35 protein-coding genes, 1 tRNA gene and 1 riboswitch are annotated in these 22,720 nt (G+C 43.9%); of the genes, 28 read left to right on the forward strand and 8 right to left on the reverse strand.

What is annotated here, in order from left to right:
- The first annotated feature begins 119 nt into the window (after window positions 1-119).
- The 8 genes from NYP55_RS05700 to NYP55_RS05735 all read left to right on the forward strand — a co-directional run bounded on the left by NYP55_RS05700 (window position 120) and on the right by NYP55_RS05735 (window position 9,098).
- On the forward strand, window positions 120-1,034 hold the full coding sequence (locus NYP55_RS05700) for an L-lactate dehydrogenase (RefSeq protein WP_472781680.1): 915 nt from the start codon (window positions 120-122) through the stop codon (window positions 1,032-1,034).
- 147 nt (window positions 1,035-1,181) lie between these two features.
- A complete protein-coding gene (locus tag NYP55_RS05705) occupies window positions 1,182-1,823 on the forward strand; it encodes an FtsB family cell division protein (RefSeq protein WP_060785940.1) in 642 nt (213 codons plus the stop codon).
- Between the two features lie 58 nt (window positions 1,824-1,881).
- On the forward strand, window positions 1,882-3,513 hold the full coding sequence (locus NYP55_RS05710; protein WP_415680653.1) for a DUF501 domain-containing protein: 1,632 nt from the start codon (window positions 1,882-1,884) through the stop codon (window positions 3,511-3,513).
- Window positions 3,514-3,554: 41 nt separating this feature from the next.
- Window positions 3,555-3,638 (forward strand) — tRNA-Leu (locus NYP55_RS05715).
- Window positions 3,639-3,868: 230 nt separating this feature from the next.
- Window positions 3,869-5,038 (forward strand): branched-chain amino acid aminotransferase, encoded by a 1,170-nt coding sequence (locus NYP55_RS05720; protein ID WP_016829565.1) that lies wholly within the window; start codon window positions 3,869-3,871, stop codon window positions 5,036-5,038.
- Window positions 5,039-5,224: 186 nt separating this feature from the next.
- On the forward strand, window positions 5,225-5,980 hold the full coding sequence (locus NYP55_RS05725) for a trimeric intracellular cation channel family protein (RefSeq protein ID WP_032815160.1): 756 nt from the start codon (window positions 5,225-5,227) through the stop codon (window positions 5,978-5,980).
- 71 nt (window positions 5,981-6,051) lie between these two features.
- Window positions 6,052-6,243, forward strand: a riboswitch (Lysine riboswitch).
- A 51-nt stretch (window positions 6,244-6,294) separates the two neighbouring features.
- Window positions 6,295-7,749, forward strand: coding sequence for an amino acid permease (locus NYP55_RS05730; protein WP_472781681.1), 1,455 nt, complete (start codon window positions 6,295-6,297; stop codon window positions 7,747-7,749).
- Between the two features lie 170 nt (window positions 7,750-7,919).
- Window positions 7,920-9,098, forward strand: coding sequence for a tyrosine-type recombinase/integrase (locus NYP55_RS05735; protein ID WP_472781682.1), 1,179 nt, complete (start codon window positions 7,920-7,922; stop codon window positions 9,096-9,098).
- Between the two features lie 189 nt (window positions 9,099-9,287).
- Here the strand turns inward: NYP55_RS05735 and NYP55_RS05740 are convergent, their stop codons facing one another.
- The 3 genes from NYP55_RS05740 to NYP55_RS05750 form a co-directional block, all read right to left on the reverse strand.
- Complete coding sequence (locus tag NYP55_RS05740) at window positions 9,288-9,857, reverse strand: hypothetical protein (protein ID WP_472781683.1); 570 nt, start codon at window positions 9,855-9,857, stop codon at window positions 9,288-9,290.
- Window positions 9,858-10,079: 222 nt separating this feature from the next.
- A complete protein-coding gene (locus tag NYP55_RS05745; RefSeq protein WP_472781743.1) occupies window positions 10,080-10,490 on the reverse strand; it encodes an ImmA/IrrE family metallo-endopeptidase in 411 nt (136 codons plus the stop codon).
- Window positions 10,487-10,861, reverse strand: a complete 375-nt coding sequence (locus NYP55_RS05750; protein ID WP_102704624.1) for a helix-turn-helix domain-containing protein — start codon at window positions 10,859-10,861, stop codon at window positions 10,487-10,489. Before NYP55_RS05750 ends, NYP55_RS05745 begins: the two co-directional genes overlap by 4 nt.
- Window positions 10,862-10,951: 90 nt before the next feature.
- Here NYP55_RS05750 and NYP55_RS05755 point away from each other — a divergent pair, with 90 nt between their 5' ends.
- The 19 genes from NYP55_RS05755 (at window position 10,952) to NYP55_RS05845 (ending at window position 18,447) form a co-directional block, all read left to right on the forward strand.
- Window positions 10,952-11,203: a helix-turn-helix transcriptional regulator gene (locus NYP55_RS05755; protein WP_102704623.1), complete on the forward strand. Its 252-nt coding sequence runs from the start codon at window positions 10,952-10,954 to the stop codon at window positions 11,201-11,203.
- Complete coding sequence (locus NYP55_RS05760; protein WP_472781684.1) at window positions 11,203-11,328, forward strand: hypothetical protein; 126 nt, start codon at window positions 11,203-11,205, stop codon at window positions 11,326-11,328. Before NYP55_RS05755 ends, NYP55_RS05760 begins: the two co-directional genes overlap by 1 nt.
- Window positions 11,312-11,686, forward strand: coding sequence for a hypothetical protein (locus NYP55_RS05765; RefSeq protein WP_472781685.1), 375 nt, complete (start codon window positions 11,312-11,314; stop codon window positions 11,684-11,686). Before NYP55_RS05760 ends, NYP55_RS05765 begins: the two co-directional genes overlap by 17 nt.
- 99 nt (window positions 11,687-11,785) lie before the next feature.
- The gene (locus tag NYP55_RS05770) at window positions 11,786-12,097 is read left to right on the forward strand and encodes a hypothetical protein (protein ID WP_472781686.1); all 312 of its coding nucleotides are present in this window, start codon (window positions 11,786-11,788) and stop codon (window positions 12,095-12,097) included.
- 2 nt (window positions 12,098-12,099) lie between these two features.
- On the forward strand, window positions 12,100-12,294 hold the full coding sequence (locus NYP55_RS05775) for a hypothetical protein (RefSeq protein WP_472781687.1): 195 nt from the start codon (window positions 12,100-12,102) through the stop codon (window positions 12,292-12,294).
- A 190-nt stretch (window positions 12,295-12,484) separates the two neighbouring features.
- Complete coding sequence (locus NYP55_RS05780) at window positions 12,485-12,787, forward strand: hypothetical protein (RefSeq protein ID WP_472781688.1); 303 nt, start codon at window positions 12,485-12,487, stop codon at window positions 12,785-12,787.
- A gap of 218 nt (window positions 12,788-13,005) precedes the next feature.
- The gene (locus NYP55_RS05785; protein WP_472781689.1) at window positions 13,006-13,197 is read left to right on the forward strand and encodes a hypothetical protein; all 192 of its coding nucleotides are present in this window, start codon (window positions 13,006-13,008) and stop codon (window positions 13,195-13,197) included.
- 7 nt (window positions 13,198-13,204) lie between these two features.
- Window positions 13,205-13,543, forward strand: a complete 339-nt coding sequence (locus NYP55_RS05790; protein ID WP_472781690.1) for a hypothetical protein — start codon at window positions 13,205-13,207, stop codon at window positions 13,541-13,543.
- Window positions 13,533-13,691, forward strand: a complete 159-nt coding sequence (locus NYP55_RS05795; protein WP_472781691.1) for a hypothetical protein — start codon at window positions 13,533-13,535, stop codon at window positions 13,689-13,691. Before NYP55_RS05790 ends, NYP55_RS05795 begins: the two co-directional genes overlap by 11 nt.
- A gap of 11 nt (window positions 13,692-13,702) precedes the next feature.
- Window positions 13,703-14,014, forward strand: a complete 312-nt coding sequence (locus tag NYP55_RS05800; protein WP_102704616.1) for a hypothetical protein — start codon at window positions 13,703-13,705, stop codon at window positions 14,012-14,014.
- Entirely contained in the window at window positions 14,007-14,537 is a 531-nt protein-coding gene (locus NYP55_RS05805) for a hypothetical protein (protein WP_472781692.1), read from the forward strand. The genes NYP55_RS05800 and NYP55_RS05805 overlap by 8 nt, the downstream gene beginning before the upstream one ends.
- Window positions 14,530-15,444 carry a recombinase family protein gene (locus NYP55_RS05810; RefSeq protein ID WP_472781693.1) on the forward strand — a complete coding sequence of 305 codons (915 nt, stop codon included), beginning with the start codon at window positions 14,530-14,532 and terminating at the stop codon, window positions 15,442-15,444. Before NYP55_RS05805 ends, NYP55_RS05810 begins: the two co-directional genes overlap by 8 nt.
- A complete protein-coding gene (gene ssb / locus NYP55_RS05815; RefSeq protein WP_472781694.1) occupies window positions 15,441-15,923 on the forward strand; it encodes a single-stranded DNA-binding protein in 483 nt (160 codons plus the stop codon). The genes NYP55_RS05810 and ssb overlap by 4 nt, the downstream gene beginning before the upstream one ends.
- 10 nt (window positions 15,924-15,933) lie before the next feature.
- Window positions 15,934-16,407, forward strand: a complete 474-nt coding sequence (locus tag NYP55_RS05820) for a hypothetical protein (protein WP_472781695.1) — start codon at window positions 15,934-15,936, stop codon at window positions 16,405-16,407.
- On the forward strand, window positions 16,404-16,799 hold the full coding sequence (locus NYP55_RS05825) for a hypothetical protein (RefSeq protein ID WP_472781696.1): 396 nt from the start codon (window positions 16,404-16,406) through the stop codon (window positions 16,797-16,799). Before NYP55_RS05820 ends, NYP55_RS05825 begins: the two co-directional genes overlap by 4 nt.
- Before the next feature lie 3 nt (window positions 16,800-16,802).
- Window positions 16,803-17,207, forward strand: coding sequence for a hypothetical protein (locus NYP55_RS05830; RefSeq protein ID WP_472781697.1), 405 nt, complete (start codon window positions 16,803-16,805; stop codon window positions 17,205-17,207).
- Entirely contained in the window at window positions 17,204-17,443 is a 240-nt protein-coding gene (locus NYP55_RS05835; RefSeq protein ID WP_472781698.1) for a hypothetical protein, read from the forward strand. Before NYP55_RS05830 ends, NYP55_RS05835 begins: the two co-directional genes overlap by 4 nt.
- Window positions 17,437-17,607, forward strand: a complete 171-nt coding sequence (locus NYP55_RS05840; RefSeq protein ID WP_472781699.1) for a hypothetical protein — start codon at window positions 17,437-17,439, stop codon at window positions 17,605-17,607. Before NYP55_RS05835 ends, NYP55_RS05840 begins: the two co-directional genes overlap by 7 nt.
- Before the next feature lie 471 nt (window positions 17,608-18,078).
- Entirely contained in the window at window positions 18,079-18,447 is a 369-nt protein-coding gene (locus NYP55_RS05845; protein WP_472781700.1) for a hypothetical protein, read from the forward strand.
- 669 nt (window positions 18,448-19,116) lie between these two features.
- Here the strand turns inward: NYP55_RS05845 and NYP55_RS05850 are convergent.
- The 5 genes from NYP55_RS05850 to NYP55_RS05870 form a co-directional block, all read right to left on the reverse strand.
- Window positions 19,117-19,446, reverse strand: a complete 330-nt coding sequence (locus NYP55_RS05850) for a hypothetical protein (protein ID WP_472781701.1) — start codon at window positions 19,444-19,446, stop codon at window positions 19,117-19,119.
- Between the two features lie 12 nt (window positions 19,447-19,458).
- A complete protein-coding gene (locus NYP55_RS05855; RefSeq protein ID WP_472781702.1) occupies window positions 19,459-19,620 on the reverse strand; it encodes a hypothetical protein in 162 nt (53 codons plus the stop codon).
- Window positions 19,621-19,850: 230 nt separating this feature from the next.
- On the reverse strand, window positions 19,851-20,177 hold the full coding sequence (locus NYP55_RS05860; protein ID WP_472781703.1) for a hypothetical protein: 327 nt from the start codon (window positions 20,175-20,177) through the stop codon (window positions 19,851-19,853).
- A 254-nt stretch (window positions 20,178-20,431) separates the two neighbouring features.
- Window positions 20,432-21,250, reverse strand: coding sequence for a hypothetical protein (locus tag NYP55_RS05865; protein WP_472781704.1), 819 nt, complete (start codon window positions 21,248-21,250; stop codon window positions 20,432-20,434).
- A 172-nt stretch (window positions 21,251-21,422) separates the two neighbouring features.
- Entirely contained in the window at window positions 21,423-22,142 is a 720-nt protein-coding gene (locus NYP55_RS05870; protein WP_472781705.1) for an ArdC family protein, read from the reverse strand.
- A 182-nt stretch (window positions 22,143-22,324) separates the two neighbouring features.
- On the opposite strand from NYP55_RS05870, the gene NYP55_RS05875 reads away from it, so the two are divergent.
- Window positions 22,325-22,651 (forward strand): HNH endonuclease, encoded by a 327-nt coding sequence (locus tag NYP55_RS05875; RefSeq protein ID WP_472781744.1) that lies wholly within the window; start codon window positions 22,325-22,327, stop codon window positions 22,649-22,651.
- Window positions 22,652-22,720: the final 69 nt, after the last annotated feature.

Genomic DNA, 22,720 nt, shown 5'->3' on the forward strand with positions numbered 1-22,720 from the left:
TTTTCGTATATTTTAGCGATTTTTTGAAAAAATATATAAATTTTTCTAAAATTACTTTCATTCTCATCAAAATAGTGCTATTTTTTATGGAAAACTAAAAACGGAAGGAGATGTTTCATATGAGAAAAGTCGCAGTTATAGGCATGGGAAACGTTGGTGCAGCAGTAGCGCATCAACTTGTTGTTGGCGGTCATGCTGATGATTTGTATCTTTATGATACAAACGAGGCAAAAGTGAATGCCGACGCATTGGATTTTGAAGATTCAATGGATAATGTGCCTTTTAACCTTAATATTACGGTTAATGATTATGAAGCATTAAAAGACGTAGAGGTAATTGTAAGCGCCTTGGGTCACATAAAGCTTTTGGATGTTCCTCATCCAGATCGTTTTGCAGAGCTTAAGTATAATCGTAAGGAAGTTGCAGAAGTTGGTGCAAAGATTAAGGCTTCTGGATTCCACGGTGTTTTGATTGACATAACTAATCCTTGCGACGCTATTTGCCAGCTTTACAAGGAAGCTACTGGTCTTCCTTACGAAAAGATTATTGGAACTGGCACTTTGCTTGATTCTGCGCGCTTGCATCGTGCAGTAGGCAAGTTCTTTGGCGTGCATCCAAAGGCTGTTAAGGGATATAGCTTAGGAGAGCATGGTGATTCGCAATTTGTTGCGTGGTCCACAGTTAAAGTCTTTGAGCAGCCTATAACAGAGCTTATTAAAGAAAAGAACATGGATTTAGACGCTATTGATGAGGAAACTCGCGAAGGCGGATTTACAGTGTTCTACGGAAAGAAGTACACAAACTACGGTATTGCTGCTGCTGCAGTTCGTTTAGTGGATGCAGTTCTTTCGGATTCTAAAGAGCAAATGCCTGTTTCTAACTATCGCGAAGAATACCATTCTTATCTTTCTTACCCAGCAATTGTTGGTAGAGAAGGAATTGTTAAGCAATGCCAGCTTGATTTGACTCAAGAAGAGTTGCAAAAATTGCAACATTCTGCAGATACGATTTTGAGCAAAGCTCAAATGGAGTAATCTAAAGTCAAAACTCTAAAGACTACAGCTTAATAATAAGCCTAATAATAAAGCTAAGAGTTGATTGCGGCCAGTGGCCTTGTGCTGCTGGCCGCAATCTTATAAGCGCGTGTGCGTCACGTCGAATATTCAAAGTAATTTAGAAGTATGATTTTAAGAAATCGCCGCATGACTGCAAATACAGTTGACGAATCAAATCAGCCTCAAAAAAAGAAGCTGTTTTCTGGTTCAATCGTATTTGTTTCCATGATAGTTGTTGTATTTCTTTGCTGTATTGGTCTTATATCAACAATTCGTAACTATGCTTTAAGTTTGGCAGAATTGCACGCTTTGCAAAGGGATGAGTCTGCTTTGAAAGATAAAAAGCAAGCTCTTAATAACGATGTAGAGCGTTGGAAAGACAAGGCGTATGTTGCAGCTCAAGCAAGGGAAAGATTGGGGTTTATATTTCCAGGGGAGCAAGCTGTTAGAGTAGAGCATCCAGAGGTGATTACTGGTTCTGTTCCAGAATCCTTTAATAAGGATGATTCTTTGTACGAAGATAGAAAAGCGTTGCCGTGGTATAGTGACTTGTTTTACGCGCTTCACAAGGCAGACAAGCCAGACGATATGAGCTTTAAAGCTAAAGAAAATGATGAAAGTAGCAAGTCTTCTAAGATTAATACCACTAAGCAAAGTGGCAAACAAAATAATCACTCCAATAGCACAAGCAAGTCTAATAAATCTAAAAGTAATAATGAAAAATCAACAAACAAAAAACATAGTAATAATGGTAATAAAACTAGATAGAATTTAACAATAAGAGTTATATACGATTTTAAGATGCGCAATGCATATGGAGTGTAACATGGGCCTAAACGCAAAGTTATTAGTGAGTTCGCTACTAGAGAATCCTGCAAATAAAGCAGACAAAAACATTGTAAAGCGTCAATTAGGAAGATTTCCAAGGGGCATGGTTGCTGTTGGCGCTAGATGCGTTTGTGGTAGGCCACTTGCTGTTATTACGCGTCCATGCTTAGAAGACGGAACTCCTTTTCCTACAACATGCTATTTAACAAGTCCAGAGGCTGTTAAAGCTGCTTCGCACCTAGAAGCACAAGGCTTTATGAAGGAATGCAATGATTTGTTAAACACTAACGAAGAAGTTGCTAAAAAATACGAATATGCGCATAAAGCGTATTTAGAGTTTCGCAAAGAGTTAGCTAATCGATTAAACGATAGCGAAGAGCATATTAAAAACATGAGTGCAGGCGGAATGCCAGTTCGTGTTAAATGCTTGCATGCTTTGCTAGCTCAAAGTCTTGTTATGGGCAGAGGCGTTAATCCTATTGGAGATATTGTTTTAGACAAAATCGCAAGTGAGTTTAGTCCAAAAGTTTGCAAATGCACTACTCCTTGGGAAGATAATGACTATGCTCAAAATGAAGATGAAGAATCGCTAAATCTTGTTTGTAAAAAAGTTAATCGAGAAGGCGTATGTAGCAAGTCTGTTTGTGTTGCTGCAATCGATTGTGGAACTAATTCGATTCGTCTAAAAATTGCTAGAGTTGATGAAAATGGCATGAAAGATGTTGTTCCTAGAATGCTTAGGGTTGTACGCTTGGGGCAGGGAATCGACGAAACGCATATGTTTGCGCCCGATGCATTAGAGCGTGTAAAAGAAGCTGCTAAAGAGTTTGCTAAGGTTCTTAGCGAGCATAAGGTGGATGCTATTCGTTTTGTTGCAACTTCTGCAACAAGGGATGCTCTAAACAGAGATGTGTTTGAACAAATGATGTTTGAAGAACTTGGAGTGCATCCAGAGGTGATTAGTGGAACTGAAGAAGCTGCTTTGAGTTTTTTGGGAGCAACAAGTGTTGTTTCTAGAAAAGACTTGCAAGCGCCTTATCTTGTTATTGATTTAGGCGGAGGCTCCACAGAGCTTGTTTTAGGCGGAGATGGCGTAAATATTGCTGAAGATAAGGTTGATTCGGCATATTCTATGAACATTGGTTCTGTGCGCATGACTGAGCGTCATTTGCATACGGATCCGCCTACCGAAGAAGAGATATCTTGTGCAATTAAAGATATTGACAAGAATATAGATGAAGCGTTAAAGCATGTTGATGCTGGTAAAGCGCGCACAATTATTGGCGTTTCGGGTACTGTTACAACTATGGCGGCTCTTGCGATTGGCTTAAAGCATTATGACCATAAGGCTGTTGATGGAGTAAAAATCGCGTTAGATCAGGCATATACGGTTAACGATAGGTTCTTGCATATGTCTAGGGAGAGGCGCCGCACGTATGCAACGATTCATCCTGGAAGAGTTGATGTTGTTGGCGGAGGTGCAGTTGTGCTAAGTCGCGTTCTTGAGCGTCTTGCTAAAGAGGCTTATCAAGATCATGGTGGCGTCTTGGAAACTTTTGTTGCAAGTGAGCACGGCTTGCTGGATGGAATCACTCTAGATTTGGGTCGTAGAACACTCGCCACACGCTGAGTTGTTTTTAATTGTTTTATATGGCATAATTAATGACTGTTGCCTCCGTGGCGGAATTGGCATACGCATCAGACTTAAAATCTGACGCCCTTACGGGCTTGTGGGTTCGAGTCCCACCAGAGGCACAAATCTTACGCTGCGAATTTATTTTTTTCGTATATTATGTTAATTCTTTGTTGCAAATCGTAAATCTTTAGCCTAAATGCTTGTTTTTCTATAAAAAATATTTGTATACGGGCTTGCGTTAATTGAGAATCGTACTAATCTATACCATTAATTGCATTAAAAGCAATTGCAATGCATTAATTATAAAGCAATCACAAATACAGTAATTGCAAATAGGAAAAGAGACATAATGGCCGATTTAGAAGTCGCTCCAGAGTTTAAGGATGCCTACGGTTCTTACGATCATAGCGATCCTGCTCTGTTAAACAAATTAGCTGGCAACTTTACCGTTTTGCCTAACGACAACCCAGTTTCTAGCGCTAAGCGCAACGAACTTATTGATAAGCCAGCATTTGGTCAGATTTTCTCCGACAATATGGTTCATATGTCTTGGACCAAGGGAGAAGGCTGGTCCGATAGGCGTGTTGAGCCTTACGGTCCGTTGAAAATGGATCCAGGCGCATCTGTTCTTCATTACGCGCAAGAATGCTTTGAAGGATTAAAGGCTTATAAGCGTTCCGATGGTTCTGTTTGGCTTTTCCGCCCAGATATTAATGCTGCGCGATTCCAAAATTCTGCTAAGCGTTTGTATTTGCCAGATCTTTCTATTGACGATTTTATTGGGTCGGTTGCAGCTTTAGTTAAGCGAGATAAAGATTGGGTTCCAAGCAGGCGCGAATACACGCTTTATATGCGTCCGTTCATGTTTGCTTCCGAGCCTTTCCTTGGTGTTCGCGAAGCTCACGAGGTTGAGTATTGCGTAATTGCTTCTCCTTCTGGCCCATACTTTAAGGGCGGCTTAAAGCCTGTTAGCATTTGGGTAGAAGATCAATGGTTCCGTACTGGTCCTGGTGGAACTGGTTTTGCTAAGTGTGGCGGAAATTATGCTGCTTCTTTGCTTGGCGAATATAAGGGTATTGAGCACGGATGTGAGCAGGTTTGCTTTGTGGATGCTGCAACTAAGACTTATTTGGAAGAGCTTGGCGGCATGAACATGTTTGCGCTCCACAAGGATGGTCATTTGGAAACTCCATCTTTGACTGGTAGCATTCTTCCAGGCGTTACTCGCCGTTCTATTATTCAACTTGCAAAAGAGAAGGGTCATGATGTTGTTGAAACTATGATTCCTCTTAAAGGCTTGCTTGACGACATTCGCTCTGGAGAAGTTACGGAAGTTCTTGCTTGTGGAACTGCTGCAATCATTACTCCAATCGGCAGGTTTAAGTCGGAAGAGTTCGATCTTAAGGTTGCAGATGGTGGCGTTGGAGCCCTTACGCAAGAGCTTCGCGATGAGCTTCTTGGAATTCAGCTTGGAGATGTTGAAGACACTCACAACTGGATGTGGAAGGTGTGCGACTAGTTAAGAATTGAAATCGTTTAAAATTAGTCGTAAAAAACGTTAGTATATTTTATTTAGCGCGTCATTGTATGTTTATAACATTTTATGTTTATAACAAGTGGCGCGCTAATTGTATGCTTGGTTAGATATAGGTTAATTGTTGGTTAGATTTTGTTTTGAGTGTTTAGCGCATGGAAAGGAAGTATTGTGGAAGGGGCATTAGGTGACAACGTTTTCTTCCTTGTTGTTGAATACATAGCTGTGGGTTGTTGTGGAATGGTTGGCGGAATGTGGGCTATTCGCAAGAACTACGATATTTTTGCAATAATTACAACGTCTTGGCTTACAGCATTGGGTGGTGGAATTGTTAGAGATGTTTTGCTTGGCGCTTTGCCTCCTGTAGGAATTGCGGATAGGGGATTTGTTTTTACGGGTCTAGCTTCTGGTGTTATTGTTGCTTTCGCTCATCTAGAAATTGATGAGTGGAAGTGGTTTATGTTAACTCTGGACGCTTTAGCATTGGGTCTTTTTGCTGTAAATGGCACTGCTAAGGGGCTGGATTTTCACATGTCTGGAATGGCGTCTGTGTTTTTGGGCATGGCAACGGCGCTTGGTGGTGGATTAATTCGAGATATGGTTTTGAATCAAGTTCCTGTAATTGTTCGAGATAAGCATTGGTATGCGCTTCCTGCTGCAGTTGGGTGTGTTTTAACAGTATTTGTTGTAAAAGCGCAACGTGCAGGGTGTTTTGATGTTATTACAGAGATGATTTTAGATACTCTTATTGTTGTGCTAGTAGTTGCGATGCGATTAATGTCTGTAAAGTTTGATTTAACGCTTTTTGGCGCAATGAATCGCAAATCGCCAATAAAAATAAATAAATATCGCAGACATAATGCATATAGTCGTAAAATTTCCGATAAATCCATAAAAAATACAGAAAAAAATAATCAAAATAAGTAGAAAATCTAGTCTAATCTGAATAAATATCGGTTAGTGTCTAGAGTTTGTCTTTGCCTATCTTAATAATAAAACACATCGACCAGAGGTCGCGCTCAACAAGAGTAGCAATCATTAGCCAGAAAGAGGCGTTAAGTGGTTTGCAAAAGGGGAGAGCGCCGAAGTTTGTAGGTTATTCTTTCTAGCTTACAAGCTGGGACTTGGCTCAATAGGCCAAGGACTGTCGCAGCAATTTTGGCAATTTGCTGCGGAGTGCTATCGACATGCATACTGTTGCCTGTTTGCCTCTGTTTGAATATTGTCAAAAGGAGGAAACAATGAGTAACAACAGTTCATCAACTACAGAATCTCAAACCGTTCATCGCGGTCTAAAAACACGCCACATTTCCATGATTGCTTTGGGTGGAAGCATTGGAACAGGCTTATTTGTAGCTAGCGGTGCAACAATCCACATGGCAGGCCCAGGGGGAGCGCTTTTAGCGTATGCTGCAATCGGCATTATGGTTTATTTTCTTATGACATCTCTTGGCGAGATGGCAACTTATATGCCAATTAGTGGATCTTTTGCATCTTATTCTGGAAAGTTTATTGATCCAGCTTTAGGATTTGCAATGGGCTGGAATTACTGGTTTAACTGGGCAATTACAGTTGCTGTAGATATAAGCACTGCAGCAATCGTTTTGCAATATTGGCTTCCTAAGGTGCCAATATGGGTATTCTCCCTAACAGTTCTTGTTATTATTCTTTTGATTAATATTCTTACTGTTAAGTGCTTTGGAGAAACCGAGTATTGGCTTTCGATTATTAAAGTTGTAACCGTTATTATATTCCTTGCTATTGGTTTGCTTACGATTGTTGGCATTTTAGGTGGAAAAGCGCCATTGCTAAGCAACTTTACGCATAAGAATGCTCCATTTGCTGGCGGAATTCCAGCTGTTTTAGGCGCGTTTGCTATTGCAGGCTTCTCTTTCCAGGGAACAGAGCTTATTGGTATTACAGCAGGAGAATCTGCAACACCAGATAAGAGCATTCCAAAGGCTGTAAAGCAAGTGTTCTGGCGTATTGTTTTGTTCTACATTCTTGCAATCTTTGTAATCGCATGCATTATTCCATACACAAGCCCAAGTTTGCTTGGATCGGAAGCTAGCGATATTTCTATAAGCCCATTCACTCTTGTATTCCAGCGCGCAGGATTGGCAGTTGCAGCAACAATTATGAACGCTGTTGTGCTTACATCTGTTATTTCGGCAGCAAACTCTGGAATGTACGCTTCTACTAGAATGCTTTACGCTCTTGCAAAAGATAATCACGCTCCAAAGATGTTTGGAAACGTAGATAGAAGAGGTGTTCCAATGCAATCTTTGGTTGCAACGTTTGTTGTAGCTCTTTTAACATTCTTGATGAGTATTTTTGGAACGCAAATTTACATGTTCTTAGTTGCTGCAAGTGGTTTGACTGGATTTATTGCGTGGGCAGGAATCGCAGCTGCGCACTACAGGTTCCGCAAGGCGTATATTGCTCAAGGAAAGTCTTTGGACGACCTTGTTTATAAAGCTAAGTGGTATCCATTCGGTCCTATTGTTGCTCTTGTATTGTGCATTTTGGTTATTGTTGGCCAAGATCTTGAATCGTTCCACACGCTTAATTGGCAAGCGATTGGCATAACTTATATGTCTGTTCCGCTGTTCATTGTGCTTTATGTTGGATACAAGATTAAGTATCACACTAAGGTTATTCCGTTAGATCAAGTTGATTTGAACTTATTGAAATAAAGCCGTTTTGAGTTTTCGTTGATTTTCCAACGATTATCGTTGATATTCCGCCATTTTTACGGCGTGTCTAGCTTGTTTTTACCCTCTTAAACACGCGCGGATTATGTATACTAAGTGTGTCGTTTGGTGTGTCGTTTGGCACATTAAGCATTTGAGTACAAGGAGTGAAAATGGTAAAAGATTTTGGGACGTTAAGCTATAGGCCAAACAAACAAAATCCGACTAGGATAGTGGCACGGTATCGCACGCCAATGTATGCGTTCAGCTTGTGGCAGGGATTGCCTAAAGTGCAGTCTAAGAGTTTTCCTATCATGCAGCAGCGCGCAGCCGAAGACTGGCTACGCAAGGCAGAATACGAGATAGAAGAGCGCATATGGGTGCCCCCTCAAGAGGTTAAAAGACGCGAGATAGCAGAACGCACTACTTTCAACGCATATTTTCCAAGCTGGCTTGAGAATAGGCGCGTTAAAGGCAAACCTCTTAAAGCAAGCACAAAATACAGCATCACCAAAGCGTACGAGAATCACATCAAACCCATATTAGGAGAGGTTGCGCTCGCGGACATTACGGCTCAGATGGTGAATGATTTTAGGGGCAGTTTAGATTCATCGCGGCCAGACATGGTTAGGACTACGATGAGAGTATTACGCGCTATAGTAAACAGTGCTTTGCGTCCTAGTTTGAACGGGGAGCCTCCTATTTTGAAAATCAGCCCATTTACTGTTGGGGAGGCTAAAGTAGAGCGTAATCACAAGGTTGTTATTGCTACGCCTGAAGAGGTTAAAACAATTTACGAAGAGATGCCAGAAGCGTATGCGCCTAGCGTGCTGCTAGCGTCGCTGGGAGCGTTTCGTATTGGCGAGATTTGCGCGCTTAAAGTTAGCGATATTGATTTTAAGCGCAATACGGTCACTATTAGCAGAACGCGTGCGACTACTCCTAACGCGAATGTTTTAACTACCTCGCCGAAAACTGAGAACAGTAACCGTTGCGAGGTTATATCAGGCGAACTGGTTGAATGTTTGAAAAAGTTTGTGAAAGAGCAGGGTTTAAGTAAGGACGATTGGCTATTCCCTACGAGAACGGATAAAACAACGCCTATACGCACGAACACGCTACGATACTACTACGATAAGGCGAAGCTTGCGGCAAACCGCCCCGACTTGCATTTTCATGATTTGCGCCACACTTGCCTAACGTGGCTTGCACAGAGTGGCGCGACTGTTAAAGAGCTTATGGATATGGCAGGGCATTCAGATCCGAAGATTGCTATGGTATATCAGCACGCGGCGGACGAACGACGACGTGAACAAGCTGAGGCGCTTGGCGGCAGGCTGTTTGGGGAGTAGTATTATGTGTAACTCGCTTGCCATGTGTAAGTGGAGACTCTAGGGTACGGCGTTAAAAACCGTGCCCTATTTTTATAAGTAAAGCGCGCTAGTAGGAAAATGCAAAAAACTACTAACGCGCTTTTGGTTTGAGAAACCTATTCAATTATCCAGAGAGAGAAACAGAGGTTTAATCCACTTACCATTCTATCACGTTTGGCTTCTAAAGCCTATAAAGTGTCTTACTGGCGCTTGAGGCTTTTCTTTAGGCGTAGTGTTTGAAGGCTGTTGGGGTTCTCCTAGAGTATCAGTTATACCAAGGCAGTATCTTGCCCAATCCTCAACTTTTCTATTCTCTTCATCATCTGCAATTGTTAGTAAATAGCCAGCATTTTTACCCAATGACGCTGGCTCTATACATTTTATAAGACCTTGCTCTTGCAGGAATTTCCACGCTTGACTAATACGATTTTGTGCCGTATTCTCACGAGATTTTACTATACTTGCAACATCTAAATTTGGCTGGGATCTCTTATTTCCATTTGGCAGCTGAATCATGCCTAATGATTTTGCTATATGCCTCCAACCTCTTTGATAATACCTACAAGCCAGAGATTTATTAGCTATCGTTCCCGTAGCTGGGTAATCGTAACAGTTTGCCGCCATGCAAAGTAATACTGTAAAAGCGAATGGGTTAACAGTTACTTTTCCTCCGCGTAATTTTGATAGTTTACCAGTTTCGCCGAGTGCAAAAACCCTTTTAATGTTCGAGTATCCCATCGTTGCCGTCTTTCCTCCACGGCTAAATGTAAGATAGTCGCGGAACTTGTTTGGTTCTTCCTCATGCTTTCTATCTTTCCCGATGTGAGCATGAGGATTTTTTTATACTAAATTATCAATCTATAATAATACTCTGGTCATTGATTTAACTCAATGAGTGTTATTGTATTAAATAATATTGTTGTATTGATTTAACTCAATAATATACATGATATATACAAGTTATACAGGTTTATAACAAGTGCTTTCGCAAAATAAATTCTCAAGATAATAGCGTTTATAATCTTGAAGAATCTCAAGAGTCACCTCCAATTCACAAGCAATAAGATAATCCATATTTGAATAAATCTTCTCTAACGCTTTGTAATCCTCTAGGCTAATCAGCCTTAAAGCCGTAACCTTCCTAGCTCTGATTTCAGCTTTAGTTGATATAAAACAGCCATCATCTCCGTAGTACGCATGAACAAGCTCATGACATAATGCGCACTTTTGCTGATACTCTAACAACCCATCATCAAGCACTATTAAGCGCTTAGGTTGGTAATAAACGCCATAATATCCATCAGGCAGGTTGCGCTCGCGGATTGTTATATTCTGTTTTGCCGCCTCTTGATATAAGTCATTTAGCGTTATCGTCCTTCACCACCTCGTTTTTCTTCATCTCGATACGGTGACTTATATGTGGCTAGCGTGTAGTTTTGTATGTTTGCTGCAATGTCATCAGCAATATTTTCAATATCATCATCAGGAATGAGAATCTTTACTCGCATTATTGCTATGCTCACGATATCAGCTAGCGAGGTGCCAGCGTACTCACAGATTTTATAAGCAACTTCAATAGGGATATTTGGTTTTCCGTTGAGCCATTTTGACAGGTTGCTTTGTTGGCAATTTAATGCGCGGCAGATTTCTAGTTGTGTTATTTTTTTAGCCACTAGCATTGCTTTTATCTCGCTGCCGACTGATTTAGCAAATAGCTCGGCTCTATCTTCTAATTTGTTCATATTGTAAGTATAGCAGTTTTAGACATAAATATGTCTAAATAGACACGCCGCCGCATTGCATTATGTCTAAAAAGACATTATTATGATTATATGAACATAAACGAAGATGAAGATAATAAAGCAACTCAATGGATTGCTGCCAGATTAGAGCAGGCTATCCAAGAAAGTGGAATGCGAATTAAAAACATTTCTGAGAAAGCAAAAATGTCTGAGACCGCATTAAGAAGCAAGAGAAGGGGAGAGATTCCGCTTGGTTTCAAAGATATAGCGCTATTAGCTGCTGTATTGCATAAGCCAGTTGAGTATTTTATACCCCCAATGTACATAGCAAAGGAAAGCTAATGAGCGATAAGGAAACAAACACGACAATAATCAATCAACACGCTAAAAACATCATCTACATAACAAGCGTGAAAAACATAAACGAACTCGACAACGAGGAAGCAGAAAATGACACCAGAAATTGAAAAAGCCACGCAAGACTTCATAACCGCCACACGCGACTACAACGAAGCAGAACAAGGCCTCAAAGAAATGGAAGACGCACTAGCCAACGGAAACCCAGACTACATTCAAACACAACAAAAACTAGAAAAACTCAACAAACAATACAAAGAACTCAAAACAAAAGAAAACAACCTCGAAGCGCGAATAGGCATCGAACAACGAAAAGCACGCAAAATCTCTGAAGCATTAGAAAGCGACTGGGGCTACCAGCATTCACGCAACGGCCTCATAAATGCAAGAGACAAACTCGACGCCACGCGAAACTACCTAGAACGCCTAATCGCAAAAGAAGCAAAAAATGACACCACAAAACATTAACCACCTAATTGACGCAATAGAAACAACCGTTGTCTCACTAAGCATGACAGGGTTCTTCGCATACTTCCTCTACAAAATCCTCAAAAACGTGGAATAACAATGAGCGACAAAATCAAAGAACTAAAACAGCAGCTCACGCACATAAACGCAGCCTTCGCACAAGTATTAGAAAACCGTCACAATGCTGAAAACAATCGACTACAAGCCATACTAGACCGCGAACGAGCCGAAAGAGAACTCGCAGCAAACGTAACAAAAGAAACAAAAACAAACCTCAAAACCGTGAAAGAAAAACTCAAACAAGCAACCGAAACATACCAAACCGCAGACGCGGCAGTAATGACCGTATACAAACAAAAAATCCACTTAGAAGACGAACTAGCAAACATGCAAAAAACAAAAGGAGACTAAAAATGCTCACTAGAAAATATCCACACTTAACACTAACAGCCAGCATAATGCTCCTCCTGGCAGCCATTATCGTCGCCGCTCCACACCAAGGCGCCGCCGACCTAACAACAATCGCCGCGCTCGCAGGCGCCATCATCTCCGCTATCGGCTTTGCTAACGCCACATACGAAATCGAACAGAAAAAAGCACAGCAATGAAAAAAATCACATACAGGCTCAGCCTCACACTATACGCAATACTCACAATAGGCGGAATCCTACTCGCCGCCACCGTACTAATCCAACCGCCAGAATACATGTGCCTACCAGTCGGCCTACTAATAATCCTCATCAGCCTAACAGGCACAGTACAAACCATTAAACAAAACAGAATCCAGGAATACGAAGAGTGGACACACAAGACTACACAAGCCGAGACATCATCAAACACTACGACCAGCGACTCGACAAACTCGACGAACAGCTCGACCGAATCGAACGAATCTACACCAACAAGCAAGTAAAAAAAGCCTACAGTGTGAAAGAATTCGCCAACATGTACTCGCTAAGCATACCAATGGTAAAACAGCTAATCCAACGCGGCAAGCTAAAAGCCGCCACATGCGACAGCAAGCGAGGCGCCACACTACTCATAGACGCAGAAAGCGCCAAAACATGGTGGACTAAACAACTCGGCAAAAAAATAAACTAACAAAATTTAAGCGCGTAAAACGGCACTCTAGCGAAACAAAAATCTGAGACGGAATCTCTTGAAATTGTTTCACCCCATCAATGTACTCAAGCACAAGCTAGAGGCGCAAAGTTCGACTCTTTGCACGCGCACAAAGGGCACGGTTATAGGAATACTCCAACAAAAACAAACTCCTAAACACACGCTCAACCGTGCCCCCTTAAACGAAAGGAACACTCATGCTACTCACGCCAAAACAAGTGCGAGACGCTGAAATAAGCACATGCGCATTTGGCCTAGGTTACAACCTGGAAGAAACAGACAATCTACTAGACGAATGCGAGTACACAATAAGCGTCCTCGGCGGCGCGCTCCTAACCATGAAGCGCCTACTCGAAGCACACAATATCCCAATCCCACAAACAATCTGAGGACATTATGAGCACTCAAGAAGCATTAAAAGCATTCGTAGAAACATGCGACAATCCAGAATCCACGATAGAAGAAAAATCCGACGAGTTTGCAAAACTCACAGAATCAATCCGCAATGAGCTACTAAGTGACCACGAGTTTTGCACAGACCCCTTAAGTGAAAAAATCCGCGTTCTCATACGATACATAAAGAAGGATTATGCTAAAAAATTCCTCGCGTTCACCCGCCTAGAAAAGCATGAAACCGCCAAGCGTGATGAGCTGCTACAAGCCATACAAGACGCTTGCATAGCCTTACAAGTAGCCGTCGAACTGAAAGACAACATTAGTCAGAATGAAAAATAAGAAACAAATCCTCAGCGCGGCGCAGAAAATGCGCAAAGCATTAAAAGAACAACGCCACAACAAAATACACGAAAACGGCGTTATCAAATACTACACGGATAAATACCAGAAAGCCTACAACAAACTACTCGACCTACTACTCGACTAAAGGAGGGAAAAATGATTAGCAAAGAACTAGACGAAGCGTTAGACCAATACGCGGAAGCAGTATTAAAACACGTGAGTCTGTGCAAAGAAATTGACAAAGAGATGGAAGCACAGCCCGAACTCACGCAAGCATGGAAAGAACTTGAAGAAATCCGAGCAAGAGAACGTGAAGCAACTAGCAAATGGAGCAAACTCGATGACCAATTCGACGACGAACACGTTCAGCTTAAAAAAGCCGCAAAAGACGCCTACCATGCGCAATGCGTAGCAGAAGACCGCGTTTTAAGAATAATTGACAAACTAGCTGGAGTAGAAAATGAGTAAAGAAATCACAGACCTTGAAGACCAATTAAGCCAGCTCAGTCCACGCGAGCTATACGCCGTAATCGCCACATTAACCAAGTGGACAAAACGCATCGACAATACGCTCAAAACCGCCAAAAACGTGTGGGCAAACAATGCCGACGCAGGAACAACAGAAGACCTACGATTCAACAATAAAACCGTAGGAACAATCAGCATAAGCAAAGGCAGCGAAGGACACTACGTTGTAAACGACCCTCGAAAATACGCCGCAATCCTAAGACAAATCCAATGGACGTTAGACGACGGCCGCGATGCATGGTATGAGACCATAATGCCACGCGACGAAGCATTAGAGCCAGAGTTTTTAGACAAGCTAATTCGCGCTCACGATGGCGAAATTCCACAAGGTGTTGAATACAAGAACGGCCGCGGCGCAGTAGTGACAGTGCGATTAGACCGCTCTTATAACAGTGAGCCACTCGAGCTTAACGGCATTATAAACCCAGTTACAATGCAAATCGAAGAAGGCAAAAATGAGTAGTGATCTCACTATTGGCGAGCAAAAAGACATAGCAGCCCTATATGCGCAATCCACGCTAGTGCCAGAAGCTTTTCGCAATAAGCCAGCCGACGTTTTCGTAGCAGTAACACTAGGGCAAAGCGTTGGAATCTCGCCTATACAAAGCCTAAGCGAAATCAACGTAATAAAAGGCAAGCCGACAATGAGCGCAAGCCTTATAGCCGCACAAGTGCGCAAAGCAGGGCACAAGCTACGAATCGAAGTAAACGAAACCCCTGGCAAAGAATCCGCAATATGCACAATCATTAGACGCGACGACCCAGACCACCCGTTTGTGTCAAAACGCGACAGAGCGTGGGCGCAGCGCATGGGACTGTTAAACAACAGTAACTATATTAAGCAGCCAGCAACAATGTTAAAAAAGCGTGCTATCACAGATTGCGCGCGCGACGCTTGCAGTGAAGCACTATGTGGAATTGACTACACGCCAGATGAAATGAGCGACCTTGACGACGTGGAAGCAAGAGTAGAAGAAACAGAAAAAAATGTAGAACCTACACAAAATGCTGAAACTGTTGAGGCTGAAATCGTAGACGAGGCAAAGCCTCAGCAATCAAAAGCCACAGCGTGGCAACTATATCAGCAAGGTCAGCAGTCAAAATCTCCACTCGCACCTCAAGCAACAAGAGAACAATGCGAAAGAATCATGGAGCTATTACATAGTGCAGGATTCTTAAGTCGAATGCTAGCAGACGACTATCTTAAAAAGAACTTACTACCAACCCCAACATCAGCAATGACCTACGCTGATGCGGAAGCAATCCTCAGTAATCCGCAAACAATAATGAAGCAAGCGCGCGAATGGATACGCGAACAAAGCACCAAGAGAACTCAAGAAGCCTCGCAACAACAAGGAGAGCAAAAATGATATCCGCTACAATCACAGGCAACCTCGCCGTCAAGCCAGAATTAGAAACCACGCCAAGCGGCACCAAACTCGCGCGCATCGTAATCTACAGCACGCGCAGAGTCAAAGACCAAGCCACAGGCAACTGGGTAGATGCTACAACAACCAAAGTCCGCTGCACGGCATGGAACGGCTTAGCCGAACACGCCGCCGCCGAACTAGACAAAGGCATGAGCGTAATCGTAAAAGGCACTCTAGAGCAACGCGACTACACGGATAAGCAAGGCGTGCAACGCACAAGCCTAGAGTTAACCGTCAACGAAGTTGGGCGCGCACTGAAACACGGAAGTCTCGCTAACACACAACCCACGCAAGCGTCGCAAACAGGATTCACGCCATACGCGCAACCACAAGCTGCCGCCCAATCAGATCCATGGAATACGCAACAACAAGCCGACGAATGGGGAACACCAGACGCCGAACCCGACCCAGAATCCTAGGAGACACAAAATGAAACTCACACTCAGACAGCGACTCAAAATCCTATTCACAGGCGAAATGCCAGAACCACTTATAGCAGTAGACAAAACCATATTTAAGGTAAACACAGGCGTACTGAGGTCATACGATCCGACAGTTGATGAGCCAGCGCCATACACTCCGCCGCAAGCCGTAGTAATACCAGAGCGCAAAGCCGCGCGTTCCGCCGCCGCTAGCGTGGCGCATAAGCGCTGCAAGCCTCGTCGCAGCAAGTACGCCGAGCAGGCAAAAGCATGCCGCATGCACCCAGAATGCTGGCAGCAAGTCGCAACCACGCCCGTACGCTCCACAGCAAACGCCTTAGTCTCCAAAATCAGACACGGAGGACTCGTAGCATTCAAAAAACCACGAGGCGGACACTACGACGCACGCCTAACACCATGCATGAGCGAATACCTAGTCGAAGCAAAATTCATACCAAACAAAAAGGAGAACACAAAATGAAAGTAAACGAATACTATATCGCCCCCAAGAATGGCGAAAAAGTGCTAGACATACTAAAAACCAGCCTCAAGCCAGAAATCCAACCACAACTCACTTTAACAAAATATCGCGATCCAGATAAAGCTGCATACAAGATTAACTATTCTACGTACGTTTCAAAAGAAGAATATAAGCGTATAAAAGCAATCGCAACAAACCCACCCGACGCAGAAAATAAAGAAGCGCCAAGTGACGAACCCAATACTGAAAACAATAAAGAAGATGAGAATGAACTTGAAGAAATCCTCCGAAAATTTTGCGAGTTCCAAACGCTAAAAGAAATAAGGATTCCCCCAGACGATGTACCAGTGGAGGACGGCGTAAAACGCATCGTGATTAAACTCAAGGACTAAACAATGAGCAGACAAAAACAGAAGGGCACGGCGTTTGAAACCGCCATCGTCGAATACTTAAAAGACAAGCTATGCGATGAAACTATCGAACGGCGCGCGCTTAACGGCACATGCGACCGTGGAGACATTAGCGGCGTCACGTTTTGCGGGCATCGCATGGTACTCGAATGTAAAAACGAAGCACGAATGCGACTAGCAGAATACATGCGCGAAGCGGAAACCGAAGCAGATAACGATAATGCTTTCTACTATGCGGTCATACACAAAAAACACGGTGTCGGCATCAGCACCCTTCAAGGCATTGGGCAGCAATACGTGACAATGCCTTTATACATGCTTAAAAACATGATCTACGACGCTAACCGCTGGCGCGAAGAAGCACACGAAAACAAGGAGAACAAGAAATGAAAAAACAATATTTAACACAAGTAATCATCAGAGAACACGTCACAACCGCAATCCCAATGTGGTCAGGGTATGGGCAAACTCACGCAATACTTACAACAGTAATACAAACCCACTTATATCAGCACATAAGCACAAGTAACGACTCATACTTAAGCAGTGACTTAAGCGGTGACTTAAAACAGTACATGAACGAACTAACAGGCAACGATCAGCATACTAAGAGGCGCAAATGGTAGTAAAAAAGATAGCTGATTTAATCCGCCAATGGCATGCGGACGGAATGCCAATGAGCTATATATGCAAGCAAACAGGATTAACAGAGCAGCACATAAAAGCAATCATTAAAAACACGACAACCGCAGAAGAATGGAAAAAGAAAATATTCAGCAACCACCGCTAGACCTAACACGCATTTTGCGCGCACTAGGCTACACGCACCCCAGCGACCTAGACGGAGCAAGTGTTATCGCAGTGCGCGCCAACGGTGAAATCGTACACGACTATTTGCAAGGCGTAACCAACACGCACGCGCAAATAGTCACATGGCGACTACGAGACTCAGGGGAACGCATCATGGAAAGCGAGCGCACGACCAATGCGTGGTGAACTGTGCTAGATAGTGAGTGGAAGACGATAAACATTTTGGAGAAATAATGGCAGTAAACATTACGCAGAAAACAAGACGATTGAGCGCGTGCGAGAGCGATTGAGTCAAGCCTATAGCGAGATAGCGCCACACGTACCAGACAATGCAATCCAATACTTAGACGCATACGATGAGCTGATCCGCAAATACTTAACAGAAGACTACGGGTATTGCACGCCGCGAATGCCGCTAGAAGAACCAAACCACACAAAATAGGAGGACAATATGGAAACACCAGAATACTACAAATACGATGACGGCGAAACGCACTTCGAATGCTTCGACATCAGCCGCTACTACTCAGGCGACTGGGCACAAGTAATCCAATACGTTTTTCGTTGGCAGAAAAAAGGCGGCGTAGAAGACTTGAAGAAAGCGCTGGCGTGCGCAATAGATGCAAGAGATAACGGCACGATGCCAAAACTTATCACTAAAAACAGCATATTTTACAGAGCAATAACCAACAAACTCTACATTCTTGAGAACAATAATTTTAGCAACGCTAGTAAAATATGGGAACAGTTCAGAATGGTTTATGATGCTACAGACGAAATTATTGAAGCTTTGGAAGATATGATTGATGCCGCAGAATAGAACCGTATGAAGCTGGCTTAAAGCGTATAATAATCGTTGAAAGAAAGGAAAAGAATGCACGATAGTAGCGAGCGCAAACTTTGCCGTGAATGCCGTCACACTTACGCGAAAATAATCCGCGCGTTGCCAGCGCAGGTTACTATCGTGCGTCAAATAGCGTATAAACAGGTTAGGCTCACGCACCTAGGTCACACGCCGTCGCGCGGCGTGCCGCCAATGCCGTTGAATACTCGCGCGCTGAAGCTACTTGACCTTATGCACGCGCAATGTTGTAGTGTGCTTGGTCAGGTTGATTCGCGTTACGCATGCTTGCCGCTTATGCCAGCGTTGCGCATACTAGGGGAGAATGCGAAAAAAATTCCGCAGCTGCCAGCCGCAGTCTATGACTTGCGAGAATGGCGTGCGATAGAACGCGACTATGATACGCTCACTACCCCCGATGAAATCAAACACCCTATAGGGGTATGCCCTAAGTGTAATGCTCCAGCCGCCGCTCACACATGGGATAAAACCTACACGTGCGAGAAGTGTGGCTGCAGTAGCATCGTAGAGGACATGAAAGCGAGCGCACACGCGGCAGTCAGAGCGCGTTGTGGCGTATCATATCGCGCACGCTAATTCTTTTTATAATAGGGTAGGCAAATAAAAAACTTGCCTACCCCTTACTTTTTACTGTTGATTACTTGACTCAGTTTTAGCTGCTTTACCAACAGCCTCTTTCAGCTCTTGCCATGATGATGGCAGCTCTACGGGGCGATGCGGGCGGCGTGCTGCCCAATCGCGGATCATGTCATAATCCCACGCGGGCTTTGCTGTTAGTGCACCGACTGAGTGTGTTGGTAGTGGGATTAAACCACGTAACTCACTCGCGCTTTGACCTTCTAAGGCTGCACGCCTAGAGCGCACGAGATATTGGCGCATAGAATCATAACCCACGCCAAGAAGCCGCGCCACGTCATGCAGTGATACGAGTACTGTTTGACCGTTCTCATCTAACATAATAGGCTCCTTTTATTTTTCCTTACTACTACCCGTTAAGCCAGCAGATAAGCCAGCAATGCCAGCGGCTAGAGTGAACCCAATACCAGCGAATGGCACTTGCAAAATAACGTTTGTTACCGCAGTAACAGCGCATATTGCCGAAATAATACCTAATACTCTTGCTCTACTCATAATCGTGTGGAAAGATTGAGGACTAGGGGTTCTAGCCAATATGCGTGGTTGGAACCCCCGTTTTTTACTTGCGCTTATTGTCGTGTCGCAAATCTAACCAAATCATAATGATGATAGTTAGAATGTTGAGCGCGAGCGCAACCCAATCTTTGGTTTCCATGTTCACCTCCTTTCATAACTAAATATTATCACAATGTGGGAACATTAGCAAGGGGGTGAATAAAATTTTTTTAATCTTTCGCGTCTTCGCTATACTCGCGCAGCAAAGCTAAGCCGTCCGTCTCACTCTTGGGCAGTATTACAGGCGCTTGAGGACGGCGCATTGCCCACTCGCGGATAGTATCATAACGCCACAATGGTGCGCGCAAATTAAAGCCTGCCAGCGCGTCAGGCAGCGGCAAATCAAACGGCTTAACACACCCGTCCTTATAATGACGCCGCGCCGTCGTCAAGTATCGCAACACCGCGGATTTTTTCAAATCCAAAAGTATGGCAACGTCGCGCGTCATCAAATACATTGGCGCGTCTTTTTTAGCGCGAAAATCATAGTCGGGCATTTTTATCCTTTCGTGTATAAAAAAAGCCGCACATTTTCATGTACGGCATACACCCCGCGTATGCGGGAAAGACTATCAAGGCACAAAGCCAACCATGCAAAACATAGAAGGGTCACTCCCGCAAATGCGGGAAAGACGTCCAAAAGGACCCCTTTTATCGAAACACAGAAGGATCACCCCCGCGTATGCGGGAAAGAATGCCTTGATTAATTTTTTATAGTACCGCACAAGCATTGCAAGCACAATCTGGCGTGTCACTCCTCGTTCTTGGCTTGCTTATATGCGGCGAGCCAGTCAAAAGAGTACACAGCAAGCACTTCGTCAACCACTTTTGCGAGGCTTACGATACGCATTGGTGTGCCTTTCTCTTTTGCTTCATGCTTTGCTTCACGTCGCGCATCCCTGTAAAGCTTTTCTATAGTCGAGCCAATGCAGAAATTCTTTACAAAGTAGTCGCCATCTTCCAAGCGTGCGGGATACTCTAGCCCGCTTTCTTCCAAGCTCTTACTTTGCGTGTACTTATAAAAGTGTGCGAAGTTGTATTGGCTTGAGTATAAAGTGTGCGCGCCTGAGATATCGTCATAAGCACGCGCCACGGCGTTTATCTTTTGCAAAGCGTCGTCCACTTTTTCGCGTGGCTCAAGCCCCTCTGCGTCAGCTTTCATGGCGATAGCTCTCATATCTTCACACGCCTTCGCTTTCTGAGCTTCCTCCTTATGCTTCATGATGCTTTTTGCGTCATCTTCTTGTACTTTATAAGGCTTATTGTCCACGATGATGAAGAGCGCGCGCTCCGTCTTGCCATACTTTACTTCAGTGGAAAAGTCGTAGATAATGCCATTTTCCACCGGGTATCTTTCTTTATCATCTTTTTTATAGTCGGGGATAAAAGTGCGTGCAAGTCCATAAGTCTTGCTAGTGCCGTCAATTTTTGCGAGCCAGTCGCGACGGCTGCCAGTGCATAAACGCAACGCGCCGCCGTCATCTTTTCTTAAATAGCTTTCAACAAGTGTATTAACTTCACTTTTGCCGTCTTTTGCCTCTTGGATAAGAGCGTCTATTGTGTTAATCATTTTGTTCTCCTTTTTTGCGTTTCCGCTTTTCTGTACATTTTCTATATTACCACATGCCGCACCTTTGTCAACCTTCGGCGTGTCGCGTGATAGGCTAGAAAAGCCGTAGCGCAAAGGGCGTTATTTTCCTTTTTCGTCCTTCTGTACAATGACGCGCTACGGTGTTTTTATATCAAGCCGCCACACAAAGCGCGCGAGCCTTCGACTTACCAAGCAAAATATCAACCGCCGCCGCATAATCACTTAACGCCGAACGCGAATCAGAAGGCAAAATGTTGCGCACGCCGTCAACCATCTCCGCCACCAAGCGCTCCAAAGCCGCACCGTCAACACCCCAAGAGATAGACACGCTAGGCACCTCTGGCGCGCCGTCAACCTGCGACGCGTCAAAAACATAAGCCAAGCCAGCGCCGCAAATCTCATCTTTGACAACAAGCTCGCCACTAGCCACGCGCGCCTTCTCAGTCTTAGAAAGACGCACAACCGCGCCAACAATCTTGCCGCTCTTCGTATAAGCGCACTTATAAGTTTTAGGCGAAACAAGAGCCAAACCCTTGCTTCCTTTTTTAACCATCGCGTCCGCTTTCTTCCACTCAGAAAACCCGCGCACTCGGCCAACCGTCGGCATTTGAGCAATAACCATCAACATGTTACGCGTACTATAGTGCTTGTCCGCGTTGATAGCCTTAAAACGCGCCACGCTACCAACAAGACCAATAACGCCATCAACAGACTGAAAAACCTCATGAAGCACGCCAGCGACTTGGCTAGTAATAGAATCCGCTTTCTCTTGAGCCTTCGCGCGTGCCTCTCCCTTTGAAGGCTTTACGGTCTTAGTCTCAGGCTGAGCGGTTGTAACATTTTCGTCGAAAATATCAAAAGTATCCTGCATTTTAATCATTCCTTTTTGTTTTGAGCTTTCGCTCGTTTTCTGTACGTTTTCTATAATACCACACCTCGCACCTTTGTCAACCTTCGGCGTGTTGTGACACGCCGCCAATGTGGTATGCTGGAAGCAAAGCGATATACTTATACACAAGAGCGGCCGCGCTTAGGCTGCTCTTTTTTAATGCCATGACAAAACCAAACCCAAGACGCACCAACGGCGCACGCCGCGACAACATAAGACGCAGAGCCTTAGCTTATTACGATACGTGCTACATATGTGGGCAACCAATAGACAAGACACTGAAAACACCGCACCCAATGAGCGCAGAAGTAGACGAAATAACACCAGTATCACGCGGCGGCAGTCCGTACGAGTGGAGCAACATCAGACTCACACATCGCAGATGTAACCGTATTAAAAGCACACATAGCATCGACTACGCGCGTGCTAAAGTCAACGGCACGCCACAAAGTCCACACGAAAAAATACACTTCAAAACAAGTCAATGGTGATAGAAAGATAATGAGAATCATTATTAATAAGGTAGGGGGGTACCCCCCCGCCGCGCCGCAAAAGCCCCC

The organism is Gardnerella sp. c10Ua_31 (assembly GCF_055700915.1).

Coding starts and splice junctions, on each gene's coding strand:
- NYP55_RS05700 (WP_472781680.1), top strand. CDS start 120: ATGAGAAAAGTCGCAGTTATAGGCATGGGAAACGTTGGTGCAGCAGTA.
- NYP55_RS05705 (WP_060785940.1), top strand. CDS start 1,182: ATGATTTTAAGAAATCGCCGCATGACTGCAAATACAGTTGACGAATCA.
- NYP55_RS05710 (WP_415680653.1), top strand. CDS start 1,882: ATGGGCCTAAACGCAAAGTTATTAGTGAGTTCGCTACTAGAGAATCCT.
- NYP55_RS05720 (WP_016829565.1), top strand. CDS start 3,869: ATGGCCGATTTAGAAGTCGCTCCAGAGTTTAAGGATGCCTACGGTTCT.
- NYP55_RS05730 (WP_472781681.1), top strand. CDS start 6,295: ATGAGTAACAACAGTTCATCAACTACAGAATCTCAAACCGTTCATCGC.
- NYP55_RS05735 (WP_472781682.1), top strand. CDS start 7,920: ATGGTAAAAGATTTTGGGACGTTAAGCTATAGGCCAAACAAACAAAAT.
- NYP55_RS05740 (WP_472781683.1), bottom strand. CDS start 9,857: ATGGGATACTCGAACATTAAAAGGGTTTTTGCACTCGGCGAAACTGGT.
- NYP55_RS05750 (WP_102704624.1), bottom strand. CDS start 10,861: ATGAACAAATTAGAAGATAGAGCCGAGCTATTTGCTAAATCAGTCGGC.
- NYP55_RS05755 (WP_102704623.1), top strand. CDS start 10,952: ATGAACATAAACGAAGATGAAGATAATAAAGCAACTCAATGGATTGCT.
- NYP55_RS05760 (WP_472781684.1), top strand. CDS start 11,203: ATGAGCGATAAGGAAACAAACACGACAATAATCAATCAACACGCTAAA.
- NYP55_RS05765 (WP_472781685.1), top strand. CDS start 11,312: ATGACACCAGAAATTGAAAAAGCCACGCAAGACTTCATAACCGCCACA.
- NYP55_RS05770 (WP_472781686.1), top strand. CDS start 11,786: ATGAGCGACAAAATCAAAGAACTAAAACAGCAGCTCACGCACATAAAC.
- NYP55_RS05775 (WP_472781687.1), top strand. CDS start 12,100: ATGCTCACTAGAAAATATCCACACTTAACACTAACAGCCAGCATAATG.
- NYP55_RS05785 (WP_472781689.1), top strand. CDS start 13,006: ATGCTACTCACGCCAAAACAAGTGCGAGACGCTGAAATAAGCACATGC.
- NYP55_RS05790 (WP_472781690.1), top strand. CDS start 13,205: ATGAGCACTCAAGAAGCATTAAAAGCATTCGTAGAAACATGCGACAAT.
- NYP55_RS05795 (WP_472781691.1), top strand. CDS start 13,533: ATGAAAAATAAGAAACAAATCCTCAGCGCGGCGCAGAAAATGCGCAAA.
- NYP55_RS05800 (WP_102704616.1), top strand. CDS start 13,703: ATGATTAGCAAAGAACTAGACGAAGCGTTAGACCAATACGCGGAAGCA.
- NYP55_RS05805 (WP_472781692.1), top strand. CDS start 14,007: ATGAGTAAAGAAATCACAGACCTTGAAGACCAATTAAGCCAGCTCAGT.
- NYP55_RS05810 (WP_472781693.1), top strand. CDS start 14,530: ATGAGTAGTGATCTCACTATTGGCGAGCAAAAAGACATAGCAGCCCTA.
- ssb (WP_472781694.1), top strand. CDS start 15,441: ATGATATCCGCTACAATCACAGGCAACCTCGCCGTCAAGCCAGAATTA.
- NYP55_RS05820 (WP_472781695.1), top strand. CDS start 15,934: ATGAAACTCACACTCAGACAGCGACTCAAAATCCTATTCACAGGCGAA.
- NYP55_RS05825 (WP_472781696.1), top strand. CDS start 16,404: ATGAAAGTAAACGAATACTATATCGCCCCCAAGAATGGCGAAAAAGTG.
- NYP55_RS05830 (WP_472781697.1), top strand. CDS start 16,803: ATGAGCAGACAAAAACAGAAGGGCACGGCGTTTGAAACCGCCATCGTC.
- NYP55_RS05835 (WP_472781698.1), top strand. CDS start 17,204: ATGAAAAAACAATATTTAACACAAGTAATCATCAGAGAACACGTCACA.
- NYP55_RS05840 (WP_472781699.1), top strand. CDS start 17,437: ATGGTAGTAAAAAAGATAGCTGATTTAATCCGCCAATGGCATGCGGAC.
- NYP55_RS05845 (WP_472781700.1), top strand. CDS start 18,079: ATGGAAACACCAGAATACTACAAATACGATGACGGCGAAACGCACTTC.
- NYP55_RS05850 (WP_472781701.1), bottom strand. CDS start 19,446: ATGTTAGATGAGAACGGTCAAACAGTACTCGTATCACTGCATGACGTG.
- NYP55_RS05855 (WP_472781702.1), bottom strand. CDS start 19,620: ATGAGTAGAGCAAGAGTATTAGGTATTATTTCGGCAATATGCGCTGTT.
- NYP55_RS05860 (WP_472781703.1), bottom strand. CDS start 20,177: ATGCCCGACTATGATTTTCGCGCTAAAAAAGACGCGCCAATGTATTTG.
- NYP55_RS05865 (WP_472781704.1), bottom strand. CDS start 21,250: ATGATTAACACAATAGACGCTCTTATCCAAGAGGCAAAAGACGGCAAA.
- NYP55_RS05870 (WP_472781705.1), bottom strand. CDS start 22,142: ATGCAGGATACTTTTGATATTTTCGACGAAAATGTTACAACCGCTCAG.
- NYP55_RS05875 (WP_472781744.1), top strand. CDS start 22,325: ATGACAAAACCAAACCCAAGACGCACCAACGGCGCACGCCGCGACAAC.